The organism is Streptomyces sp. NPDC001315 (assembly GCF_042896175.1).
In the GTDB taxonomy this organism is placed as follows: Bacteria; Actinomycetota; Actinomycetes; order Streptomycetales; family Streptomycetaceae; genus Streptomyces.
Map to the genome: position 1 here is coordinate 41,223 of NZ_JBIAWZ010000010.1, position 22,645 is coordinate 63,867.

At 67.2% G+C, this 22,645-nt stretch carries 25 protein-coding genes; 18 read left to right on the top strand and 7 right to left on the bottom strand.

Going from position 1 to position 22,645, the window contains the following annotated elements; translation table 11 throughout:
• The first annotated feature begins 479 nt into the window (after window positions 1-479).
• A complete protein-coding gene (locus ACFY16_RS25725) occupies window positions 480-1,361 on the top strand; it encodes a hypothetical protein (RefSeq protein ID WP_390649541.1) in 882 nt (293 codons plus the stop codon).
• On the opposite strand, the gene ACFY16_RS25730 is transcribed toward ACFY16_RS25725, so the two are convergent.
• Window positions 1,273-1,707: a tyrosine-type recombinase/integrase gene (locus ACFY16_RS25730; RefSeq protein ID WP_390649542.1), complete on the bottom strand. Its 435-nt coding sequence runs from the start codon at window positions 1,705-1,707 to the stop codon at window positions 1,273-1,275. The genes ACFY16_RS25725 and ACFY16_RS25730 overlap by 89 nt on opposite strands.
• On the opposite strand from ACFY16_RS25730, the gene ACFY16_RS25735 reads away from it, so the two are divergent.
• Both ACFY16_RS25735 and haaN read left to right on the top strand, forming a co-directional pair.
• The gene (locus tag ACFY16_RS25735; protein ID WP_390649543.1) at window positions 1,685-2,068 is read left to right on the top strand and encodes a hypothetical protein; all 384 of its coding nucleotides are present in this window, start codon (window positions 1,685-1,687) and stop codon (window positions 2,066-2,068) included. The genes ACFY16_RS25730 and ACFY16_RS25735 overlap by 23 nt on opposite strands.
• A gap of 47 nt (window positions 2,069-2,115) precedes the next feature.
• Window positions 2,116-2,589 carry a cyclophane-containing RiPP N-acetyltransferase HaaN gene (haaN, locus tag ACFY16_RS25740; protein ID WP_390649544.1) on the top strand — a complete coding sequence of 158 codons (474 nt, stop codon included), beginning with the start codon at window positions 2,116-2,118 and terminating at the stop codon, window positions 2,587-2,589.
• Between the two features lie 477 nt (window positions 2,590-3,066).
• On the opposite strand, the gene ACFY16_RS25745 is transcribed toward haaN, so the two are convergent.
• On the bottom strand, window positions 3,067-3,552 hold the full coding sequence (locus ACFY16_RS25745) for a TrmO family methyltransferase (protein ID WP_390649545.1): 486 nt from the start codon (window positions 3,550-3,552) through the stop codon (window positions 3,067-3,069).
• Window positions 3,553-3,625: 73 nt separating this feature from the next.
• Window positions 3,626-5,014 (bottom strand): Tat pathway signal protein, encoded by a 1,389-nt coding sequence (locus ACFY16_RS25750; protein ID WP_390649546.1) that lies wholly within the window; start codon window positions 5,012-5,014, stop codon window positions 3,626-3,628.
• 139 nt (window positions 5,015-5,153) lie between these two features.
• Between ACFY16_RS25750 and ACFY16_RS25755 the strand changes: the two genes are divergently transcribed.
• The 15 genes from ACFY16_RS25755 to ACFY16_RS25825 all read left to right on the top strand — a co-directional run bounded on the left by ACFY16_RS25755 (window position 5,154) and on the right by ACFY16_RS25825 (window position 19,451).
• On the top strand, window positions 5,154-5,765 hold the full coding sequence (locus ACFY16_RS25755; RefSeq protein ID WP_390649547.1) for an ATP-binding protein: 612 nt from the start codon (window positions 5,154-5,156) through the stop codon (window positions 5,763-5,765).
• A gap of 95 nt (window positions 5,766-5,860) precedes the next feature.
• Window positions 5,861-6,541, top strand: coding sequence for an HAD family hydrolase (locus ACFY16_RS25760; RefSeq protein WP_390649548.1), 681 nt, complete (start codon window positions 5,861-5,863; stop codon window positions 6,539-6,541).
• Between the two features lie 605 nt (window positions 6,542-7,146).
• Window positions 7,147-8,358 carry a hypothetical protein gene (locus ACFY16_RS25765; RefSeq protein WP_390649549.1) on the top strand — a complete coding sequence of 404 codons (1,212 nt, stop codon included), beginning with the start codon at window positions 7,147-7,149 and terminating at the stop codon, window positions 8,356-8,358.
• Window positions 8,355-9,311 (top strand): thymidylate synthase, encoded by a 957-nt coding sequence (locus tag ACFY16_RS25770; protein WP_390649550.1) that lies wholly within the window; start codon window positions 8,355-8,357, stop codon window positions 9,309-9,311. The genes ACFY16_RS25765 and ACFY16_RS25770 overlap by 4 nt, the downstream gene beginning before the upstream one ends.
• On the top strand, window positions 9,308-11,038 hold the full coding sequence (locus ACFY16_RS25775) for a carbamoyltransferase (RefSeq protein ID WP_390649551.1): 1,731 nt from the start codon (window positions 9,308-9,310) through the stop codon (window positions 11,036-11,038). Before ACFY16_RS25770 ends, ACFY16_RS25775 begins: the two co-directional genes overlap by 4 nt.
• Window positions 11,035-12,087, top strand: coding sequence for a hypothetical protein (locus tag ACFY16_RS25780; RefSeq protein ID WP_390649552.1), 1,053 nt, complete (start codon window positions 11,035-11,037; stop codon window positions 12,085-12,087). The genes ACFY16_RS25775 and ACFY16_RS25780 overlap by 4 nt, the downstream gene beginning before the upstream one ends.
• 96 nt (window positions 12,088-12,183) lie before the next feature.
• Window positions 12,184-12,696 (top strand): topology modulation protein, encoded by a 513-nt coding sequence (locus tag ACFY16_RS25785; protein ID WP_390649553.1) that lies wholly within the window; start codon window positions 12,184-12,186, stop codon window positions 12,694-12,696.
• A 34-nt stretch (window positions 12,697-12,730) separates the two neighbouring features.
• The gene (locus ACFY16_RS25790) at window positions 12,731-13,573 is read left to right on the top strand and encodes a class I SAM-dependent methyltransferase (RefSeq protein ID WP_390649554.1); all 843 of its coding nucleotides are present in this window, start codon (window positions 12,731-12,733) and stop codon (window positions 13,571-13,573) included.
• A complete protein-coding gene (locus ACFY16_RS25795; protein ID WP_390649555.1) occupies window positions 13,570-14,337 on the top strand; it encodes a phosphotransferase in 768 nt (255 codons plus the stop codon). The genes ACFY16_RS25790 and ACFY16_RS25795 overlap by 4 nt, the downstream gene beginning before the upstream one ends.
• A 56-nt stretch (window positions 14,338-14,393) precedes the next feature.
• Window positions 14,394-14,996 carry a histidine phosphatase family protein gene (locus tag ACFY16_RS25800; RefSeq protein WP_390649726.1) on the top strand — a complete coding sequence of 201 codons (603 nt, stop codon included), beginning with the start codon at window positions 14,394-14,396 and terminating at the stop codon, window positions 14,994-14,996.
• Window positions 14,993-15,829 (top strand): aminoglycoside phosphotransferase, encoded by an 837-nt coding sequence (locus ACFY16_RS25805; RefSeq protein ID WP_390649556.1) that lies wholly within the window; start codon window positions 14,993-14,995, stop codon window positions 15,827-15,829. Before ACFY16_RS25800 ends, ACFY16_RS25805 begins: the two co-directional genes overlap by 4 nt.
• An 84-nt stretch (window positions 15,830-15,913) precedes the next feature.
• Entirely contained in the window at window positions 15,914-16,864 is a 951-nt protein-coding gene (locus ACFY16_RS25810; RefSeq protein ID WP_390649557.1) for an NAD-dependent epimerase/dehydratase family protein, read from the top strand.
• A gap of 27 nt (window positions 16,865-16,891) precedes the next feature.
• A complete protein-coding gene (locus tag ACFY16_RS25815; protein WP_390649558.1) occupies window positions 16,892-18,013 on the top strand; it encodes an adenosylhomocysteinase in 1,122 nt (373 codons plus the stop codon).
• 3 nt (window positions 18,014-18,016) lie between these two features.
• The gene (locus tag ACFY16_RS25820; RefSeq protein WP_390649559.1) at window positions 18,017-18,583 is read left to right on the top strand and encodes an NUDIX hydrolase; all 567 of its coding nucleotides are present in this window, start codon (window positions 18,017-18,019) and stop codon (window positions 18,581-18,583) included.
• 22 nt (window positions 18,584-18,605) lie between these two features.
• Window positions 18,606-19,451 carry a 3-deoxy-manno-octulosonate cytidylyltransferase gene (locus ACFY16_RS25825; protein ID WP_390649560.1) on the top strand — a complete coding sequence of 282 codons (846 nt, stop codon included), beginning with the start codon at window positions 18,606-18,608 and terminating at the stop codon, window positions 19,449-19,451.
• 93 nt (window positions 19,452-19,544) lie between these two features.
• Here the strand turns inward: ACFY16_RS25825 and ACFY16_RS25830 are convergent, their stop codons facing one another.
• The 4 genes from ACFY16_RS25830 to ACFY16_RS25845 form a co-directional block, all read right to left on the bottom strand.
• Window positions 19,545-20,195: a hypothetical protein gene (locus ACFY16_RS25830; protein WP_390649561.1), complete on the bottom strand. Its 651-nt coding sequence runs from the start codon at window positions 20,193-20,195 to the stop codon at window positions 19,545-19,547.
• On the bottom strand, window positions 20,192-21,361 hold the full coding sequence (locus ACFY16_RS25835) for an MAB_1171c family putative transporter (protein WP_390649727.1): 1,170 nt from the start codon (window positions 21,359-21,361) through the stop codon (window positions 20,192-20,194). The genes ACFY16_RS25830 and ACFY16_RS25835 overlap by 4 nt, the downstream gene beginning before the upstream one ends.
• Window positions 21,361-21,939: a secondary metabolite protein gene (locus tag ACFY16_RS25840; RefSeq protein WP_390649562.1), complete on the bottom strand. Its 579-nt coding sequence runs from the start codon at window positions 21,937-21,939 to the stop codon at window positions 21,361-21,363. The genes ACFY16_RS25835 and ACFY16_RS25840 overlap by 1 nt, the downstream gene beginning before the upstream one ends.
• Window positions 21,940-22,086: 147 nt before the next feature.
• Window positions 22,087-22,578 carry a hypothetical protein gene (locus ACFY16_RS25845; RefSeq protein ID WP_390649563.1) on the bottom strand — a complete coding sequence of 164 codons (492 nt, stop codon included), beginning with the start codon at window positions 22,576-22,578 and terminating at the stop codon, window positions 22,087-22,089.
• Window positions 22,579-22,645 lie beyond the last annotated feature (67 nt).

Here is a 22,645-nt window from a genome sequence, read left to right on the forward strand (position 1 = left end):
GCTGCCACTTCGGAATGATCTGCCGTGAGTCGATCATTCGTACAGATCGTAGGAAAGCTCCTCAAGCGGCGTTTCTGTTCACCTTCCAATCTGCACCAGACCTTGGTCCTCTCTATATGCGGTCGACTTCGTGGCGATTGTGTCTTTGGCTCCGCAACATCACAGGAGATGGAGGATGGAGGGACGGAGCGCTGGAAGCGAGGCTTCGGCTTCAGCGGAACTTCATACGGACCCGATCGGGGGTTGAGGTGGCTTTGGCTCAACCAACCGTCCAGCCTCTACGATCTGGGGCCTCGACTGCGACCTACCGACTGACTGCTTAGAGAGTTGGCACGTTCTGGTGAAACGACCGGATCGGGAGGGAGGATGTAATGCTTCCCCCGCTCGAAGTGTGACAATCGCTTTCCGTGTTGCCTGGTGGTGGGGGTACTCGAACTTCTCCGTAGGTGTCATCGGGCGCTGGAGGTGACTGCCTCGGCATGGATCTTGATGATGCCGGGTTCGACTACTCAGTGCTCAGCGAGTTCCGGGACCGGATGGCCGAGGGCAACCGCGCGGATCGGCTGCTGGTCGTGATGGTTGACCACCTCGTCGCCGCAGGGCTGGTGAAGCGCCGCGGTGCAGTGCGCACGCACCCCACCCATGTGCTGGCCGCGGTACGGACGTTGAATCGTACGGAGTTGGTCACCGAGAGCCTGCGGGTCGCGCTGGAGCAACTCGCCCTGGCTGACGAGGAATGGCTGGTGCCACTGATCGAGCCGGGCTGGGGCGACCGTTACGGACGTCCGGCCTTCTACCACCGCCTGCCCAAGGGCAAGGCGGCCCTGGAGGAGCATGCCCTGCGGGTCGGCGAGGACGGGATGAGGCTGCTGAAAGCGGTTTTCCGAGCCGATGGTCCGCCACGGCTGCGTGTTCTCCTGCAGGTCCAACTGCTACGGCGGATGTGGGTGCAGCAGTGCTGGTACGACGCGGCGGGCCGGTTGCGGTGGCGGGGTCCGAAGTCCGCCACCGACCGGTTGAGCCGGCGCACGATGCCCCGCAGGGCTGCCCTGCCTCCGCAGGCCGACGGACGGCCAGATCCCGCCACGGCCTGTGTCCCGTGGGCCGGACTGGAGATCGTCTCCCCTTATGACGGCGAGGCCCGTTACAGCCAGAAACTCACCGCGGCCGGTCAGAAGTCCCGGAACTCCTATACAACGCATCTGACCTGCGCAAACGAACCGTCCGAAGATCATCTTGCACGGGCGCTGCACAAGCCGAACATTGCAGGAGTCACGCGGTCCTCGTGTAGGCGCTCCGGACCGCGATGCGGATCTTGGAACCGGCTCCCACGATCCGGTGCACGTACTTACGCAGAGTAAACGCAGGATCGGCGTGTCCGAGCCGATCCGCGAGTGTGTACACGTCTACCCCGCCGTTGATCATCATCGACGCGTACAGGTGCCGAAGGGCGTGCATCATCTTGTCGCGGGACTTCTCCCAGCGCCGTCCCTTCGCGTTGGGGTCAAGGGGCTTGATGAGGCCGGCCGCCGCCAGAGCGGGCTTCCAGCGGTAGGAGTTGAACCAATTCGACTGAATGGCGGTCTTCTCCCGAGTGTAGAAGATCAGCCGCACCGTGACCGGGTCGCCGCCTTTGTTGCCCCACGGTCGGGTCACCTCGACGGGTGGGTACTCGTCGACCGTCGTGATCGAGTCGGACGGCACCATCGAGGGCGTCGACACTCTCCGGTCCGTCGAGGAGGGCGCCACGTGGCTCGGCTTCGACGTCTTCCGGCACTCCTTCGACGAGGTCTTGGACCACCCGAAGCTGCTGCACCGGCAGTCCGGCCCGGCCGCACTGGCCAAGAACTGCCAGGAGTGCCCGCTGGTCGCAGTCTGCGGGGGTGGTTACCTCCCACACCGCTTCAGCTCCGCCCGCGGTTACCGAAATCCTTCCGTCTACTGCGCGGACCTGGAATACCTGATACGCCACGTACAGGTGCCGTTGAAGGAGCACGACTGGAGCACGATCGAGTCAACGCCGTCCCGATCAATCAGCGCCCGAACCGAACCGCCGCCGGCGCGTTGAGCGTTGTAACCGGTGAGTGCATAAAGTGACGAGAGAGGGGAGCCCCGATGACCGTGACGATCCGCCCGGCCGAGAAGCGTGACGTCCAGGCAGTGGCCGAACTGATCGAGGAAATTGAGAAGTTCTACGGTGCCACCGAGATCCAGCCCATGGATGAGCGGACCCCGCAGGTCGAGGAGGCCCTGTTCGGATCACCACCGTTGGCGTCCGCCCTCGTTGTGGAGGACGAGACCGGCGACCTCGTCGGGATGGCGGCCTACTCCTTCTTCTGGCCGGCTGCCGGGTCCTCGCACTCGTTGTTCCTCAAGGAGCTCTACGTCCGCGACACCCTGCGAGGTCAGGGCATCGGAGGGCGGATGATGGACGAGCTACGCACCATGGCGGCAGCGCGGCCTGGATGCAGCCGCGTCGAGTGGATGGCCGACAGCGACAACCCGATCGCCCGCGGCTTCTACCGCTCCCAGGGCTTCGAGGAACACCAAGGAAAGATCTTCTACCGGGTAGCCCCCCAGAGCGTGTGACAAGGAACGGAACGTGCCGAAGAAGCAGTACTGCGAGCGGTGTGACCTGATCGTTGGCGAGGGCTGCTGCTGCCCGCCCAACGGTGCCGTGCCGAGGAAGCGGTACGCGGCCGTCGTACCGAAGGAGTGGCGGCGTTTCGCCCCGGACACCATCCTCATCTCGCCAGCCGGATGCGCCCACCTGCCGGGAGCCTGCGACCACCTGACCGAGTCTCTGATCAAGGCACCCAGCTGGGGCTGGATTCCCGATCCTGCGCCGGGCCTGTGGAACCGCCTGAGTGAGTCTGCGCCTGCGATCGCCACAGCAGGCAACACTGATCGCCGAGCGACCAGACGATGCAGTACCTGCCTGGAGGCTGTCTCGTAACGGACCTGATGTCTCTGGCCGAACTGGCGTCCTGTCGAACGGCCCGCCTCATGAGGGGACGAGGCTGGAGATCCCGGATCAGTACGCTCCAGCCCCACCGCAGGGCCGCATCACCGTTCCTTCGCATCCCGCCAGTAGTCGTTCAGCATCTCGCTGGGCCAGGAAGGCTGCGTGACGGGACTACGAGGCAGCATCTCCTGAAACGCCGCTACCAAGTCGACGACGAGCGTGCCATCGTCCGCGTCGAGGTCAGTAACGTGCAGGTCCCGCCCGTCAACGCCCAGCAGTCGCGGGAACGAAGTCGCCAACCGGGCCGGCCGACGGTGGTTGTGGTGGACGAAGGTTCCGGATGCCGGCCAGTCGGGGTTGTCGCGCGGACTCCGGGCATGGAGCGCGACATCGTCGGGGGAGCCGAAGTTGAAGAACCACGTGACCTGCAGGTGGGAGAACTTGTCGATGCCCTGCAGGGTTTCGACGGGGTACTCCGGTTTCAGTCTGATGATCGACTCCACGCCGCCCTTGAAGTCGTCCAGGCGCCCCGTGTGTCCTCCGACCACGGTCGCGATCACCGGTACTTCGATGGACTGTGCAGGCACAGCTTTCCCTTCCCCTCGCCGGGACCAGCGGATGACAACTCCACTGGACGAGTGTCCTGTTACTGTCGCGCCGTCAGGCTACTCGGCTGAGGACTACCTTGGCCCGCTCGTCGATCTCTGCCGCCGCGTTGATCCCGCGGTTGCGGAAGGGCGACAGTACGCGGCGCATGTTGACCACGGCTTCTCGGGCACGGCCGGACTGGACGCCCTCCATGGCGTCCAGGGCCTGCGCCCAGGTGTGGCAGGCGGCTTCGAGGTTGCCCTGCCGGGCCTGCACCGTTCCCATGTAGCCGAGGGTCACAGCGTGGGTCCGGCTGAAGGTGTCCGCCTTCCTTGTCAGCACGCTGCTCTGGAACTGGTGGAGGGCGCCTTCGAGGTCTCCCAGTGTCCAGAGAGTACGGGCGGTCTCGTGGGCGAGAGACGCCTGCTGGAAGAACCACACGCGATGCGGGTCCTCGTCGCCGGGACTGGCTGCCGCGAGGTCGTCTTCGGCTCGATGAAGGGCTGCGACGGCTTCGCGCTTCTGGTGGTCGGCGGCGAGGCTGCGGGCCCGCACGACTCCCAGCAGGGCGCGCTCGCGGGGAGTCGCGAGCGTGTACCGCTTGCGGTCGACGGATGCCCTCGCGAGTTCCACCCCTGTTCTCGCGTGTCCGAGATCGGTGGCCTGGTGGGCCATTGCTCTCAGGATGTGGCCGGCCAGTGGGGCGTCGTCGGCTTCTGCGGCCAATTTCAGCGCGAGTGTGAAATAGCGTCGTGCCGCCTCGTGTTCCGACGCGTCGAAGCTCATCCAGCCCGCGACGTACACGGCCTCGCCGGCAGCCGACAGAAGGTTGCTGCGCGTTCGGTCGTCCGCGAAGGTGCTCCCCACGTAGCGGGCAACGTCGTCGCGAATGTACTGGTGCAGGGCACTGCGACCGTCCATCCCGCCATGGCGTTGGTCCCGGGCGGAGAAGAACTCCGTCATCTCCCTGACGGCATTGACCTCCGCGGTCCCAACTTTGCGGCTGGTGGCAGCAGTTCGAGCCTGCGCCTGCTTAGGAGCTTCATCCCACCACCGCTGCTCGGGCAGGACGAGTCCGCCCACCGAGTACGCGGCACCGGCCAGTAGTTGGCGGCGTTCAAGGTCCACGTCGCTCCTCCCAAGGTCGACCAGCGCGGTCAGCGTATCGACATGCCATTCGGATGCCGCAGCTATGTGCGCTGCCAGCCCTGGGAGGCCGATGTCCGCAGGGGACACGGGGCGCCGAAGTTTCCGGGACAGCGTCTCGCACAGGATCTGGGGTGCTCTGCCCGAGGGCCGTGTTCCGGCGACCCACATGGCGATGTGAGAGCGGCCCGTGCCGAGGAGTTCATGCGCCCCCACCTCGGCCGCGACACGTACGAAGGCAGCCGCAATCTTCGGCTGTGACCAGCCTGTTTCCGCGATCACGGCGGCCAGTCTCACGTTCCGCTCGCGCGCCAATGGCTGACCCCTCCTTACCAAAACGATCTTTGACGGGTTTGACGGCACCGCTGGCCGTACGGGGATGCCAACCGGGTGTGGTTCACGGTTCGCTCTGTGTCAACGAAACCACCAACTGCCCTGCCGCGGGAGGAAACCGGTGAACATCGCCCAGCCGTCTGGTGTCGATGCCCGAACGCCGTCAGCCAGTCGGCCCACTGCTTCCGAGCGCCTCCGGGATTTCGGGACGCCCGAGATAACGCCCCACGTTGCGGTGGCGGACCGGCAGCGACGCAAAGGAGAGGACACCGAACTGCTCCGTGAACTGGACGGTGTTATCGCCGCCCCTGAGGAGCAGAAGAGCGTGACCCTGGCCGCGAACGACCGCGCGCCCGGAACGGCGCGCTCATTCACCCGGGACGTGCTCACCGCCTGGGGAGCCGAAGACCTCGTGGAGCGCTCCGTATTGATCGTCAGCGAGCTGACCACCAACGCCGAGCGTCATGGACGATCGGCGCGAGAGGCGGTGTCGCTGCCGGGTGCCGGTGGGACCAGGAACATCACGCTCACCCTCGCACTGCGAGCCGACGCCGTCAGCATCGAGGTGGAGGACAGCTCACCGAAGCTCCCGATCCCCGCGGTGTCGTTCAACCCCTACTCCACCAGTGGCCGCGGTCTCTGCCTGGTTTCCTACGCGGCCGACGTCTGGGTCGCCTTGCCCAAGGAGGACGGCAGCGGCAAGCGGGTCCTTGCGCTGGTGCAGCGCCTGTAGCCCGAGCATCACCGAACCGTCCTGACGACGCGGCGGCTGACTTGCCGTACGAGCCGCTTCTGCAGCCCAACTTCAGCTCATTCCCGAGGAAGCAGATGATCTCCGATTCCGCATCGCCACGCGCACCACGCGTACTCCTGCTCGATCTGGACGGTGTCCTCCTCGACACCCGACCGGTGATGGAGCAGGCGTGGAGTGAGGTGCGGCGTGTCCACGGGATCAACATCCCGTTCGAGGCATACGCGCAGCACCTCGGCCGCCCCTTCGACGCGATCATGGAACTTCTCGGCCTCGAAGCCGTCACCGATGCGATCCATCGGACATACACGCAGGCCTTGGCGAACTCCTCTTCCGCAGCCAGGGAGTTCGACGGCATGAGAGAGACCCTGTTCGCCCTCGCTGCTGCGGGTTGGCAACTCGGTGTTGTCACGTCGAAGACCCTGGACCGCGCCGCACCGCTGCTGACGCGGCTCGGCTGCCCGTTCGCCACCATCCGGGCCTCGGACGGCCCCGGGCGTGGCAAGCCGGCCCCGGATCCGATACTGCTCGCTCTCGTCGATCTCGGCGCCGATCCTGGCTGCGCGACGTACGTGGGCGACATGGCGGTGGACCACGAAGCCGCACGCCGCGCCGGGGTTTCCTACGTGCACGCAGGGTGGGGATACGGCACCCCAGGCCTTCCGACACCGGAGATCGCGGGAGAGCCCAAGGACCTGCTCCGTCTCGTCGATGCCAAGGCACCCGCCGGGCCCTTCGTCGAGGGGAGCGTGCTGTGAGGACTATGCATCGCAGTGCGCTTGGTGCGGCCCGCACCGAGTACGGCGGAGACATTTCCTGGGCACTGATCGGAGAGGCCGCCCTCCAGAACGTCCGTCCCGACAGCATCTCCACCAGAGAGCTCGAGGCGTTGACGGTCGATCCGTGCTTGGTGGAAGAGCACGTCGACCGAGTGATGGAAGCCCTGGACTCCTACGGAGCCCAACTCCTCCAGACCTCTGGTGGCGTGGGCTGGCTGCACGTCCAGCACGTACCAGTGCGCCGACTGACGACACAGCTCGTGCGCAAGCTCCTGGCGCTGAGCGCGTGGCAGCCTTTCGCCGCCGCTCCGGGACCGCTGAGAGTGGCACCGTACGAAGGCCTCGTCGGACTCCGACCGACCAGCTCACGGGAGTACCGGGCCTACACGGTCACCTGGTCCGGAGTCGGTTATGTCCTGGGCTCGCCCGCGCCCCAAAGCCCGGTGTACTCGTCGGAGTTACGCAAGCTCCCCATGCGGTCGACGGCGGCGGGGACCAGCGAGACCGCGTCGCCCATAGCCTCGCCACGCGCCGACGTAGTGGCGGTTTCTTGGTCGTCGCGTCATGCCACGACGCTGCTCCCGGTGCTACAGGAACTGGCCCGAGCGGGTCGGCAGAGCCTGCTGCTCGACTTCGCCACCGATCCGGCTCAGCGTTGCCCCAGGCCGGAGGACGATCGGGTGCGCCTGCTCTCTCCGCCGGAGAGCCTGCTCGCGTTCAACGGCGGCGTGTATGGCCTGCGGCTTCCCGACGACGGCCGTGTGGTCGAGATCCAGCACCACGAGGTCCACCTGGCGCGGCTGGTCCGCCTGGCGGCCGCGATTACGACGTCGAGCGCTGGGTGCACACAGCCGTCATGGAAAGCGGTCGTCGGGACGGAGTGGTGGCTGAACGAGGTCCTCACCGCAGTCGAGCCCCACACCGTCCTCGTGAGCAACGACACGAGCCCGCTCGGAGTCCTCTCGGTGCACTGCGCGCAACGTCGCCGGATCAACACCGTTCACGTGCAGCACGGAGCCTGGACGGCGGAATCCGTCTCCTGGGCCGCCCTGCACAGCCGCGACATCGTGGTGATGGGGGAGCGCGACGTTCCGCTGGCGCAGGCATGGGCTCGTCATCCGCGTGCCCAGGTACACGTACTCGGACAACCGCGCTTCGACGCCCTCGCCGAACTCGACCGCGATTCCCATCGTCGCTTCCTGGAGGCCATGCTGGTCCACAGCGCCGGGCCGACTCCCGCTGGCATCGCCGTCTGGGCCTGCCAACCTCTTGTACCCCATCGCCTCCAGGCCCAGGCCGAGCTCCTCCTCGACGGGCTGCAGAGAGCCGACGGCGACTGGGGGCTCGTGGTCGCCCCGCACCCTGCCCAGAGCCGGGATGCGCTCCAGTCGCTGTTCCACCGCCCCGGCGGACCGCCGACCGCGGTTGCGGATCACGCCGTCGGAGCACGCGGATGCCTCGCCGGTGCCGATGTCCTGGCGAGCGCCTACTCGACGTGCGGCATTGAGGCAGTCCTGCTGAACATCCCAGTTCTCGAACTCGGCTTGCCCGGCGAGCACACGCTCGGCCTGGCTGAGCAAGGGCTCGCACAGAAATGCGGCTCTGCCGACGACATCGCCCACGCCCTCAATGAACTGAGCCAAGGCCGTTCGCGGATCACGCGGAAGAACGTCGACGCGGTGTGCCGCTGGCGTGGGACCAGCGCCGCGGACATCGCCCGCCTGATCATTCCTCGCGCGGACCAGCAACAGTCCGAATCCGGCTCCTCTGCCATGGAAGGAACGACGACGTCATGACGCACCTGACTGCCGACAGTGTTGCCGAACTCGTCACCGGCGCCGTGACTTTGGCCAAGAACGGCGACAAGGTCAGCCCACGAGGCATGCCGACCCGCGAGGTCCTCGACGTCCACATGCGGCTCACCCAGCCCCGCGCCCGCCTTCTGTACGCGCCGCCGGTGCGCATCCTGAACCCCGCGTTCGCCGTGGCGGAGACCGTCTGGCACCTGTCCGGCTCCGACGCACCGTGGATCTACGACTACAACGCTCGCCTGCGGAAATACGCCGACAATGGCGTCCTGCGCGGTGCCTACGGGCCACGCATGCGCAACTGGGCCGGCCAAGTCGACCAGTTACGCCGCGTCGTGGAGATCCTCGAACAGGACCCCGACTCACGCCGTGCCCTCATCCAGCTCTACGACCCGGCCGTGGATACTGCAGGACACAAGGACGTTCCCTGCACACTGGGCTTTCGCTTCCACCTTCGCGGCGGACGACTGCACATGTCGACGACGATGCGCGGCCAAGATGTCTGGATCGGTCTCCCATACGACCTGTTCTTCACCACGACGCTGCACGAACTGGTCGCGGGCTGGCTCGACGCCGAACTGGGCGACTACCACCACCACGTCGGATCCCTGCACATCTACGAGAAGGACCTCGACCAGGCCGCGCGGCTCACCGCGGTCACCGAAAGCGCGGTGATGCCGGACCTCACCACGCCCTGGCACGGCTTCGACGCCCTGCTGACCCGCGTCGAGAACTTTCACGGGACAGGCCACCCCGGTTGGGACGCGATGGCCGAGACCATGCGCAGTTACCGGCTGTGGAAGAACGGCCTGGGCGAACAGGCTCGGCGAGTGGCCGACGGGATCAAGGAACCGCTCGGGCCCGCTCTGACCGCCTGGTACGGGGAGCTCACCCGACGCAGCACACAGGCCGGCCGTTCCGGCGACATGGTGGTGAGGTGACCGTGTCCAGGCGCCATGCTGCCCAAGTCGTCCTGGGCCTGTGCTCGTTCACCCACGACTCCTCCGCCGCGCTCGTGGTCCACGGCCGTCTGATCGGATTCGTCGAGGAAGAACGGCTCTCCCAGCGGAAGCACACCCATGAGTACCCGCACCATGCCATCGACTGGCTGCTGCGAGAGGCCGGACTCGACGCCCACAACGTGGACGTGGTCGCCTACAACTTCCAGCCCCACCGCTACCTGGCGGAGAGCCCGGCGGCACTTCGGCTCGCCCTCTCGGCGAGCACGCGGGAGCGGGCACTACCCAGAACCCGGGGGTTCGCGAAGGTTGCGCTGCGCACCCGAGACAGACTGCGGTACCTCGGGGAGCGGTTTCCCGCCGCCCGCGTCACCTCCGTCCAGCACCACCGCGCCCATCAGCTGACCGCCTTCGCGGCCTCCGGATGGGACGAGGCCGCGGTGCTCGTTGTCGACAGCCTGGGCGAACGGCAGACCACCACCCTCGCCCGCGGACACGCCAAGGCGAACCCGCGTACGCAGACCCTGGAATCGATCAGCGACCCGGATTCCCTCGGCTATGTCTACGGCGCGGTCACCGAGCACCTGGGGTGGCGCCGCGGGGACGAGGAAGGCACCGTGATGGCGCTGGCCGCCCTCGGCGACCCCGCCCGGTTCCGGAAACTGTTCGCACGAGCCGTGCGCACGACCCCGACAGGGTTTGTGGTCGATCCCCTCTGCTTCCCGCCGCGGGTGCTCACATCGGGGTACCCCCGGACCTCGCGCTACTTCATCCAGGAGACCTGCCCGCAGCGCCACCCGAGCGAGCCGCTTGAAGACGTCCATCAGGACCTCGCAGCCGCCCTACAGGAACGTACGGAGCAGGTGATGCTCCACCTCGCCCGGCGGGCACGGCGGGTTACCGGGCTCCAGCGGCTCTGCGTCGGTGGCGGGGTGGCGACGAACTGTGTGGCCATCGGCAGGATCGTCGAAGAAGGCGTCTTCGACGAGGTGTTTGTCCCACCGGCTCCCGGCGATGCTGGCACCGCGATTGGCGCGGCCGTCGCCGCGTACGCCGACGGCATGCCCGGGCAACCCCTGTCCGGTGTCGCCCGGAACTGCTACCTCGGGCCCTCGTACGCCGGCCAGGAACTCGAACTGAGTTCCTGGCCCGGCCTGCGACAGAAGTCCCTCGGCACCGACCGCGCCGAGTTCCTCGCGGACCAGCTCGCCCAAGGCCTGATCGTCGGCCTCTTCCAAGGCGGGGTGGAGGCTGGCCCGCGAGCCCTGGGGAACAGGTCGATCCTCGCCTCGCCCCTGGCGCCTGGCGTCGTGGACCGGCTGAACGCCACCGTGAAGTTCCGGGAGCCGTTCCGTCCCTTCGCGCCGATGGTTCTCTCGGAGCATGCCGGCGAGTACTTCACCCTCGGGCAGGAAGCGCCGTACATGTCGATGGCCTCGGGCGTGACAGACCGGACGCGACAGCTCATTCCGGCGGTCGTCCACGCCAACGGGACCTCGCGGCTCCAGACGGTCACCCATAACCAGAACCCGTTCATGTACGAGGTCCTGCGGGCCTTCGGCCGCCGCACCGGCGTCCCCGTTCTGATCAACACCTCGCTCAACGTCAAGGGCAAACCGATATGCGGTACGCCGAACATGGCCCTCGACTGCCTCGCGAACTCCGGGCTGGACGCCATGCTCCTGGAAGGGAGGTGGATCACCAAATGAAGATCGGTTACAGCTTTTGGGGATTCCTCGGCACCGGAATCACCGACACCCCCGATGGGGGCCGAAGCCATCGGCGTCCCCTCGTGGACGCCCTCCTCGACCGTGGCCACCAGATCGTCTTCCTGCAGGCCAACCGGGACCTCCTGGAAGCCGGGGGCGATCTTGGAGGCGACTACCTCTTCAACGACGGCACCCCGGACATCGACATCCTGTTCCTGGAATGGCGCTGGGCGATCCCGAGCCGGAACACCACGCCGTGCGGCAGCGTAGGGCATACCTGCGATCTGCACCGACAGGCCGAGCTCATCAGGTACTACACCGTGACGCGAGGCACACCCACGGTCATCTGGGACAAGGACCGCAAGCTGCGAGCCGAAAGCCTTTGGCGGAGGTCTCCACGGGTTGCCGTGTGCGAGGCAGCTGCCGAGCCCTTGCCGGGCGCCCACAAACTGCTGTTCCCCGTCGATGACCAGCGGCTGGCGACAGCGGACCCGGACCAGCTCGCTGCGGGGCCGCGTGAATTCGCCCTCGGCTATGTGGGTAACCAGTACGACCGCGACGAGCACTTCGACCGCTTCTTCGCCCCGGCCGCCGCCCATTACGACCACGTGGTGGGCGGCAAGTGGACGGACACCAGCCGGTGGCCGCACATCTACTTCGCCGGACGGATCCCCTTCGAACAGGTGTACCGGGTGTACAGCGACTCGCTGGCCACCATCCTGCTGCTGCCCGAGCGATACGCCGTCGTTGGGCAGGTCACGCAGCGGATCTTCGAAGCGGTGCTCGCTGGCTGCCTGCCGCTCGCCCCGAGTGACATCCGCCACGTCGACAGATTCGTGCCGTCCGAGTTGATCGCGGCGTCGGGCGAGGAAGTGGTCGAGCGCATCGCGTACCTGCGGCGAATCGCCGGCACCAGGCGTCACGCGGAGCTCATCGCTGCCTGCCTGGAAGGCCTCGACCTCTTCCGTCTCAGCCGACAGGTCGACGCACTCGAGGCCGTCTTCGGCACCGTCCTTCGTCCCGCCCCGGCCGCACATGGAGTGGCGTGATGCGAAGCACCCATCTGGCCGTACGGCCCACATCGTCCGATCGAGTCCCGGCGGCACGTCCGCAGGGCCATCACAGCGGCTCTAGGCTGGAGCACCATGAAGAAAGTGGCCATCGTCGGTTCCGGAGGCAGCGGCAAGTCCTACGTGGCCCGGGAGCTGGGCAGGATCCTGCACGCCCCGGTCACACACCTGGACGCCGCGTTCTACGACGACGAGTGGAACGAACTGCCCGTGGAGAAGTTCGCCCAGGTGCAGCGCGAGCTCGTCGCGCGGCCGAAGTGGGTGATCGACGGCAACTACAACTCCACGCTGCCGATCCGGCTCGAAGCCTGCGACACCGTGGTCCTGATGGACATCTCGACGCCCGCAGCGCTGTACGGGATCATCTCCCGGCAGATCCGTCACGGCGCCGGACACAAGGGAAACGGTGTCCACAACCGCATCCACTGGGGCGTGATCAAGTACGTGGCCACGTACCGCCGGAAGATGCGGCCCCGCGTCATGGCCAAGATCGAGGAGCTCGCCGTCGGCCGCGCCGATGTGGTGCTGCTGGCCAACCGGCGACAGACGCGGCGCTGGCTGCGCAAGGTGGCAGCCGAGCACCGCTGAGCACCCGGCCCTCCTCCCAAAGGGAGGGCGCGGCATGATCCAGAACCCGTTCCTCGATCCCGCCCGACGGACCGAGCTCTACGGACACGCGACGAGGCTCGCCTGCCGCTCCAACGCGCTGATGCGGGCGAAGACCGACGGGCATCCCGTACCGGACACCGTCGTCGACTTGGTGCTTGCGCACCATCCTCCGGCCACCCGACTCGGAGTGATCGTCGACGTCGGATGCGGACGCGGCACGAGCACCCGCACTCTCGCCGAACGCCTGAAGCCCCGCCGGATCGTCGGTCTCGACGCCGCGGAGCCACTGATCCGCGACGCCCGCCGCCGCGTCGGCAAGGTGCCAGGAGTCCAGGTGAGCTTCCACGTGGGCGACTTCCACCAACTACCATTTCCCACCCGCACGTGCGACCTGGTGGTCGCCGCCTTCTGCCTCTACCACTCGCCCCACCCCGAGACCGCGATCGCGGAGATCAGCCGAGTGCTCGCCCCCGACGGCCTGGCCGTGCTCGTCACCAAGTCACTCGACAGCTACCGCGAGATGGACAGCCTGGTGGCTGAAGCCGGGCTGGATCCGCAGGCCGAGCGGAGGGAAAGCCTGTACACCGCCGCGCACAGCGGCAACCTCCCGGCACTCGCTGCCACAGGACTTGATCTGGTCACCGTCGCGGAGGAGTTGCACCACTTCACCTTCGACGGTCACGACCACGTGGCCGAGTACCTGGCGACCAACCCGAAGTACGAATTCAGTCCAGGCCTCCCCAGCAATCCAGGTGAACTCGCGCAAGCCCTCCACCGGTCCTTGCCGGACAGGCCCTTCACCACGAGCTCTCTCATCACCTACGTGGTGGGTCAGCCGAGGGGAGGGAACTCGTGACCACCTACCTCTTCACCAAGCAATACGAGACGCCGCAACAGGCAACCAGGGCGGCCCGGCATTACTCCTGGCTCGCTCTGCACGCCCACCCGCTGCGACAGCCGCCCCTCACCGCCGTAGGACCGACCAGCCTGACCTACGAGCGGATCGACGGCCGCGCTGCCGAGCCGCAGGACCTCCCGCGCCTGGCAGCGCTGCTGGGGGACGCCCACGGCGCCGCGTGGGCCGGCGATCTCCGGACGGCCTCCCTGGACGTACCACATCGATTCCAGGACGGAACCGAATTCGGCGACTACCTCGCGCCACGGAGGACGGCACTGCACCGGCGGAGGGAGCAGGGCTACCTACCGGACGACCAGGCACTGCACACCATGCTGGACCTGCTGGAGAAGACGGCCGAAGGACCGACCGCCTTCTACAAGGACAGCAACCCCCGGAACTTCGTGATCACACAGGAAGGGACCATCTACACCGTCGATGTAGACGACCTCACGCTCGCCCCCAGGGGCTACGACTTGGCGAAGCTGATGGTCACCCTGACGTTCACCCATGGCCCGCTGCCGCCGCCAGCCGTCGAAGAGGCGCTGGCCACCTACAACCAGGCCGCAGAGCGCCACGATCCCCATCTCGCCGACACCGATCGCTCGCGACTCGACGACTTCGCCAGACTCCACGCCGTGCTCACTGCCCCGTACATCTGGCACAACGGCTACCGACACGGCCAGTCCTTCGACAACGCCCTGAGCGGAGGCGGCGTCCTGTGATCACTACCGAACTTGTTCTTGTCCGCCACGGCGAAGCCCAGTGCAATGTCGACGGAGTGGTGGGTGGCCCCAGAACCTGCACTGGACTGACTGACCGCGGGTACGAGCAGGTGCGACGGGTCGCGACACGACTGGCCGCCGAACATCGAGAACGGCCCTTCACCGTCTTCCACGCCGGCCCGCGGCTGCGCCTGCGGCAGACCGCGGAGATCATCAGCCAGGCTCTCCAACTCCCGTTCATCACCGACGAGCGCCTCGACGGTCCCATCCACGGTGCTGCTGACGGCAAACCCTGGTTCGACGTGAAGACGGCGGCCGACGGCGGACCGCATGCCCACCCGGACGAGCCTTGGGCGGACGGATCCGACACCTGGAACGGCTACCTTGAGCGCGCCTGCCGCCTCCTGAAGGAACTCATCGCTCAGCACGACGGGGACCGGGTTCTCATTGCCGCGCACGGCGAGACGGTGATCGCCGCGCACACCCTGCTCCTGGGCATTCCCCTCGGTTCCCCGGCGGGCTTCGGCGTCTCCCACGGCTCCCTCACCCGCTGGCAGCGACACCGAAACCGTCTCGACCAGCGGCGATGGCTGCTCGACCGGCACAACGACACCGAGCACTTCGCCACGCCCATCACCACGTCGGGGGCCGGCTTATGATCACCACTCGTGACGATCCGCGCGTCGAACTGGCGAGGAAGGCCCTCGGCAACGTCCGTGTGCTGCCCGACCACGCGCTTCCGCCTCGTCTGCTGAGACTGACCGACGGACGAGGATGCCTCTACTTCGCCAAGCAGCACGACAATCGTGAGCGGTACCTGCGGGAAGTTCAGGCATACGAGGCCTGGGGACACCACCTGGTCGGCCACGCTCCCAGGCTGCTTGGGCGCCACGACTCCACTCGCACCCTGCTCCTGACGGCCGTGCCCGGCGTACCGGTGGACATCCTGGCCGCAGGCTCTCACGAGGAGGAACGAGCACACCATGAAGCCGGCCGCATGGTTGGGATGTTGCACCGGGCCACCGCCGGTCCGCGCAGCGGTGCGATCGGAGCGGTGCTGGCGCAACGGCTGCAGAACTGGATCGACCGAGCGGGCAGCGCCACCCTCATCTCCGCAGAGGAACACAGGCGCCTGAACAGCTACGCGAACGTCCTCGCGCGCACGCGGATGGACAGCGCGGTCTGCCACCTCGACTACCAGCCACGCAACTGGCTCCTCGGCGACTCCTTCGGCATCTGCGACTTCGAGCACATGCGGCGAGACGCCCGCATTCGCGACTTCGCCCGACTCGAGTTCCGCCACTGGCAGGCGGCGCCCCAACTCCGTGCCGCGTTCTTCGCCGGATACGGAACGCCGCTCAATGAGACGGAACAGAGGCTGCTGGAGTCCTTCGGAGCCATCGAAGCTGCCACCGCCCTGGTCCGCGGACACGAGCAGGACGACCGCCACCTGATCACCCGCGGCCGGAGCGTCCTCGCCCGGCTCACCTGAACCCTTCAACCTCCCTGCTTCCTGGAGAACCCAGTGCCACACCAAGCACCTCGCCCTGGCACCGCCGTCCCCCGACGAGCGGTGGTGACCGGCGCCGCCGGCTTCATCGGCTCCCACCTCGCACACGCCCTCGTCCGGGCCGGAACCACGGTCATCGGTGTCGACCGCCGAGACCCGGCCACAGACCGAACGGCCGCAGCGAACCTCGCTGCGTTACAGGAACTGCCCGGGTACATCCACCTCACCGCCGACCTGATCCACTGCGCGATCGAGCCGCTGCTCGTCGACGCCGAGACGGTCTTTCACCTCGCCGGAATCCCTGGCGTACGTCCCTCCTGGGGCTCCCGGTTCGGCGAGTACCTCGCGTCCAACGTCCTCGCTACCCACCGTGTCATGGAAACCTGCACCCGGATGGGCGTGCCCCGGGTCGTCGTGGCCTCGTCGTCCAGCGTCTACGGCCCCACCAACGGCGGTGCGAGCATCGAGACGGACCGCCCACAACCGGCATCTCCGTACGCGGTCACGAAGCTCGCCGAGGAGCAGCTCTGCCTCGCATACGCCGATAGAGCCCACTGCCCCACCAGCGTTGTCGCGCTGCGGTACTTCACGGTGTACGGACCACGGCAGCGCTCCGACATGTTCACCCACCGAGCCCTCCAAGCGGCCCTGACCGGCCAACCGCTGGGTCTGTACGGCGACGGACACCAGCGCCGCGACTTCACGTACATCGACGACGCCGTGGCCGCCACCATCGCCGCGAGCACCGTCCCCACGGCCCACGTCGCGATCAATATCGGCGGTGGCTCCAGTGCGTCTCTGCTCGAAGTGGTCAACGTGGCCAAGAGACTTGCCGGGCGTGACATCCAGCTTCACCAAGAGGGCCCGCGCAACGGCGATGTCCTCACCACTCGGGCCAACCCGCACCGTGCGCACGAACTTCTGGGCTGGCAGGCCCAGGTCGACCTTCACAGCGGCATGCACGCCCACATGCAGGCTCTGGCAGCCGAACTCCCCGAGTACAGCCGGGCGGCATGAACCCATCGGATCTTGGGAGGAGTTGCAGTGGAAAGTCCTGAGAAAGCACGACTGGACGCCTTCTTCCGGCAGATCACGACGCAGTTCCCCGGCGACAGCCGGATCACGTCACTGATCATCACCCACCTGCTCCCGGAACGGCCGGCCTTCCTCCGCGCGATGGCCACGACAACGGCGGTCCGAGCAGTGCTGCCGAAGCCCAGGTCCATCGACCGGAGCACACTCGCCCAAGTCCGGCGCACGTTCCCCGTCTACGACCTCAGCCGCGAACTGTTCGCCGACTCGACCACGGCGCTGGACTTCTTGGAAGACACGGCCGCCGGCAAGGAGGTCGTCCTGTTGGACATCGGCGGCTACTTCGCTCCGTGCCTTGAGACGTTGGTTGGCAAGTTCTCCGGCCGTGTCCTCGGCGTTGTCGAAGACACCGAGAACGGACATCAGCGATACGCCGCCTTCGACCATCTGCCGTGTCCCGTCGTTTCCGTTGCCCGGTCCCCGCTGAAGGACTGCGAGGACCACCTCGTGGGACGGTCCATCGTCTTCTCCGCCGATGCTCTCGTCCGTGGCCGCGGCGACATCCTGACGAGCCGGAACGCCTGCGTCATTGGATTCGGCAAGGTCGGCCGGGCCGTCGCCCAGACGCTGCGTGCCCAGGACCTGCGCGTGACCGTCTACGACAGCGACCCGGTGAAGGGGGTCCAGGCCCGCGCCCAAGGCTTCCGTACCAGCTCGTCCACCACCGAGGCGCTCCAGGACGCCGAACTCGTCCTTTGCGCCACCGGCAACCTGGCTCTCCGGCAAGGGGACTTTGCCGCCCTTCGGAACGGGGCGTACCTGGCCTCGGTTACCTCCTCGGAAGACGAACTCGAACTCGGAAGTCTCCACGGCCTCTACCGCCGTACCCCAGTGGGCGACCAACTCACCCGCTACGAGGTGACGGGCCACTACTTCTACGTGCTCGCTGACGGAGGCGCCGTCAACTTCGTCCACGGTGCCGCCGTCGGCACCTACATCCATCTCGTCCAGGCCGAGATCGTCGCGGCGACCGCCGCACTCAGCAACGGCCAGTTCCAACCCGGCCTCCACGCCACGCCCGCTTCTGACCGCCAGACCATCGCCCGGATCTGGCTCGACCACTTCGACAGGTGACTCATGCCGATCCCCCGCGACCACATCCGCGACAGCGTGCACGCCTACCTCACCCGGCATCCGGACGAGTACAACACCCTGGCCCCGCTGTTCGACGTCCTCGCCGGCCAAGACGACCCCACCAGCCGCAGGAGGTTCCCTGCACACGTCACCTGCAGCGCCATCGTCATCAACGACGACCACCAAGTGCTCCACATCCGGCACAACGCAACGGGTAAATTCCTCGCGCCCGGCGGGCACAACGAGCAGGGTGACCAAGGACTTTCCGATGCGGCTCTGCGCGAACTGAACGAGGAAGCGGGCATTCCCCGCGAGGCCGTCGCCCCCTTCTCGGGGTTCGGGACCGTTCCCCTCGACATCGACGTGCACGACATCGCGGCCAACCCCGCCAAAGGCGAACCGGCCCACCAGCACGTGGACTTCCGCTGGGCCTTCCGCCTGGTGACTCCGCAGGCAGTGATCCTCCAAGCCGAAGAGGTCAGCGGCTACGAGTGGCGGTCCTTCGAGAACGCTGCCTCGCCTACCGTCCGCTCCAAGCTGGCGTTCCTCACCAGCCCTCCAAGTTCCTGAGACTCGCCGACGGGAGAACGCTGTGGCCACCACCGCCTCGCAGCAGAGCACCGTGCACCGCCGCATAGCCGTCATTCCGTGCCGCTGGGGTGCTTCCAGATTCCCCGGGAAGCCCTTGGCCTCGCTTGGAGGCAGGCCGCTCCTCTGGCACGTTCATCAGCGCTGCCTGGAGGCGCAACGCCTCGACGACGTCGTGGTCGCCACCGACGACGAGCGCATCGAGCAGACGTGCCGTCGGCTCGGCATCGCGTGTCTGCGCACCGGAGAGCATCTCACCGGTACCGACCGCGTGGCGGAGTGCGCGGAACGCCTCCGCGCGGACGCGTACATCAACGTTCAGGGTGACGAACCCTTCATCGCCCCTGCAGCGATCGACGCCGTATCCGAGGAACTGGAGCGCCTGCCGTCCGGAACCTTCGCGGTGAACGCGTACACCGAGCTGGACGACGCGCCCGCCGTTCTGGACCACAACGTCGTCAAGGCCGTTGTCGGAGCCGAGGGCAACGCGCTGATGTTCTCCCGCCAGCCGATTCCCTACCCGCGGGGAGACCGCCCGAATTACCTGCGCCAACTCGGTCTCTACGGCTTCAAGGGCGAGGCTCTCAGCCGCTTCCGGCAGCTCCCGCAAGGCCCGCTGGAGCGAGCCGAAGGGGTGGAGATGCTGCGGTTCGTCGAGCACGGCTACCGCGTACGGATGCTCCGGGTCGCGGATGAAGGGCTGTCTGTCGACACACCCGAGGATCTCGCCAGGGCCGGCGCCCTGTTGACCCAGCGGCGGCAGCGTTCCGCGCCACCTCTGAGGTTTCGCCTGTCACGGGCCCAGCATGAGCCGGTCATCGCGACCTCAGCACCGCCGCCTCCACCGTGAGCGCATTTTGAAGTGAGTGTCCGCCCAGCGATCGGGCTTCACGCCATACGCGATGTACACGATCGACAGGCCACCATGGAAGGCGCCGCCGGACTACGCCAGCCCCGAGAACACCGCCCCTGCTACCGCCGCCCCCACGATCGTCCCCGCGGCGACCTGCGCCGGAGTGTGGTCACGCAGTGCGATGCGGGACCAGCCGACGACGGCAACGGGTATGAAGCCGAGGAGCATCCAGGGGCCGTAGAGGAGTGCGGCGATGGCGACTGCGCCGGCTGAGACGGCCTGATGGACCGAGATCTTCCAGGCGACGGTTATCACCGCGAGGAAGGCCAGGGTGGCCATCATCGTGATCGTCAGGGCGATCAGGCTGGTTGGGCCGTCGAAGAGGGCGATGAGCGCGATGCCAATGAGGACGGACGTGATGATGACGGCCATGACGAGGAGGCGGGCGTTGCGGGCGCCGACGTTGCGATCGGCCCAGCGGCCACGGCGGATGCCGGAATCTATGAAGATCATCGGGATGACGGCGGCGAAGAGGATGGTGATCAGGCTCCAGCCGAGGCCAGCGTAGTGCTGGGCGTGCCAGCCGGTGAGGAGACTGACGAGGACGATCCACGTCTTGGGGTGGAGCCACTCGCTGATGGCGTGTGCGACCGGACGCGCCTGGTGGAGATCGGCGGCCAGGGGGGCAGAGGCGGCGTCGGTGGCCGCCGGCCGGACAGCAGTCGTAGGGGAGGTGCTCATGCGGTGGTCGTCGCCTTCGCGAGGTCGAGCCGCGCGGCCGCCTGGGTGGCGAAGGCGCGGGTTTCGGGGGTGTTGTAGGCGGCACTGACGCGGCGCAGCCAGTCAAGTTCGACGTGGAAGCTGGCGTGGTCGACGGTGGGTTCGGGGTGGTTGCCGCGGTGGGCCTTGGTGGGGGCGAGAGCTGCGGCGGTGGCGAGCCACGCGGCTTCGGCCCTGGTGCCCCGTGCTGTCGGGTCCGGAGTAAGCCGGCGGGCGTGTTCGTGTGCCTCGTCTTGGAGCGACGCGGGTACTCGCTCGGACAGCGCGAGGATGGCGTCCTCGATTTCGACGACGCGTCGCCTCAGCCGGCGTTCCACGCGGCGTCGGGGGAGTTCGCTCTGCAGGACGACGTGGGGTGCCGCAGTGGTGAGGCCCTGCCACAGGGGTGCGAGGTCACGGAGGGCTCGCCATTGGCGGGCGGTGCGGGTGGCGACGGAGATGGGCGCCAGGCAGCTGCCCAGCGCGATGCACACGATCGCTGCCATCTTCAGGAGATCGCACACGCTTTCGTGCCAGTCGGCTGTGGCGTCCACGGGAGGAGTTCCAAGGCAGGCGCCGATGTAGCAAAGACGTACGAGGGAATAGCCGATGCCTAGTCCGCAGCCGAGTCCGAGGAAGGCGTGGCCGGCACGGACCCATCCGTCGCGCGCGTGGCGTGCCGCGTAGAGGAAGAGCCAGGTTGCGGCGGTCATGGACAGGCCGATGTAGACGGTGAAGACAGCCACGTGGGTAATCGCCCAGGGTGAGTCGGCGTTGGACTCCAAGTACTGCTCGTAGCCTGGGCGGTCTGGGGCGAGCAGGAAGGTGACCACCATCGCCGTGTAACTGACGGTCTGCACGACGAGGCGGGTGCGGCCGAAGAACCCTTCAGGTTTGACGATGGCGACGACGAAGCTGAGGACCGCGGAGGCCGAAACGGCTCCGATCAGGTGCTTGGCCAGGTAGGCGAAGTTCGCCAGGCCCGTGGTGGCGTCGACCCAGTCCGCGACCTGTGGGATCTCGAAGGTCATGGCCAGAGCGAGGGCGGCGAAGGCGACGCAGAGGGTGCGTTGCTTGGCGCTGTGCCGCAGGGAGGGCATGCGCCAGAAGAAGACGGCCCACAGCAGGACCGCCACGAGGATGTGCATCACGAGCGGTTCCTGCGGGGGTGGGTGAGGGCGGCGTCGATCCGGGAGGGGATGGCATCCGGACTGGTGGCACGCTGGGCGTCGAGAAGGTCGGGGAAGATCTCCGGAAGCATGGTCGCGATGAGCTCGGCGTCCTGCTCCATCTGCGTGCTGTAGGCGGTACGTCCGAAGGCGGACGCCACAGCTTCCTTGTCGATGTCCTGCGGCAGTGCCGCCAGGAGGTCGCTGAAACCGCCGCTGCTGTCGTGTTCGAGCAGGAGGTGGCCGAGTTCGTGACGGATGACCTGCTGGCGGTGGTGCTCGCTGACCGCGGCTGCGTGGAAGATGAAGTCGCTGGATTCTGATGCGATCCACAACCCGCACGGCACGTCCGTACCGCCCAGTTCCGGAAGCGCTTGGACGAACAGGTCACGTCCGCGGGCTTTGGACAGCTCAGTGCAGAACTCGTCCAGGCTGAACGGGTCGGGTATGCGTACTCCGGCCAGATTGCTCAGGCACTGCGCGCGGAGCCGCTCCTCTCGTTGGCGCGCATGGCGCCGCGCGTCCCGCTTTCGCTGGGACGGTATCCATCCGTACATGCTCAGGGTGTTTCCTTGCTGACTGCGGTGCCGCTGCCGGGGGTATCACCGGGCGTCGCGCGGCTCGCGCACGTGATCACTTTCGTCTGGGGCGCAGTGGGGTCCCGTCGTTCCGACCCCATGCTTCGGCCCCTCAGGACGGACGACTCAGATGTCGTTGTCGTCCTTGCGGGCCTCCAGCCCCTCCGCCTTGCGGACCTGGTCGAGGACCGCCTCGATGACCCGCAAACCGTCCGGAGACAGGTCCTTGGCCCGGAACGCGATGCTGCGCACGCCTTCCGACTTGAACCGGTCGAGGAGGGCCAGGCCCTGTACGACCTCTTGTTCCTGCTCCGCGGTCTTCTCGTCGAGGAAGTAGTTGATGTTGACGCGGAAGAAGCGGGCCAGTGAGTCGAGCGTCTTGATGGTGGGGTTGTCGTTCTCTCCCGAGCGCGTCTGTCCGATCGTGCTGGGGGAGACCTTGCGCCAGCCGGACTCCGCGATGACACGCGAGACCTTCGCGTGCGTGTACGGCTCCCCGGTGTCCGGATCGAGCCGGCTCTCGAACAGCGCGTTCAGCCGCCGACGTACCTGCGCGGCAAGGTCACGCCCCACACGGTCGCCGTCGTCCGGTGACAGCGGATCGGTCTGTCTGGGCATCGCACTCCTATCCCTTCTGCCGGATCACGGTACTTCATTGCTGTGACGGATCTGGAGGGGGGTGCTT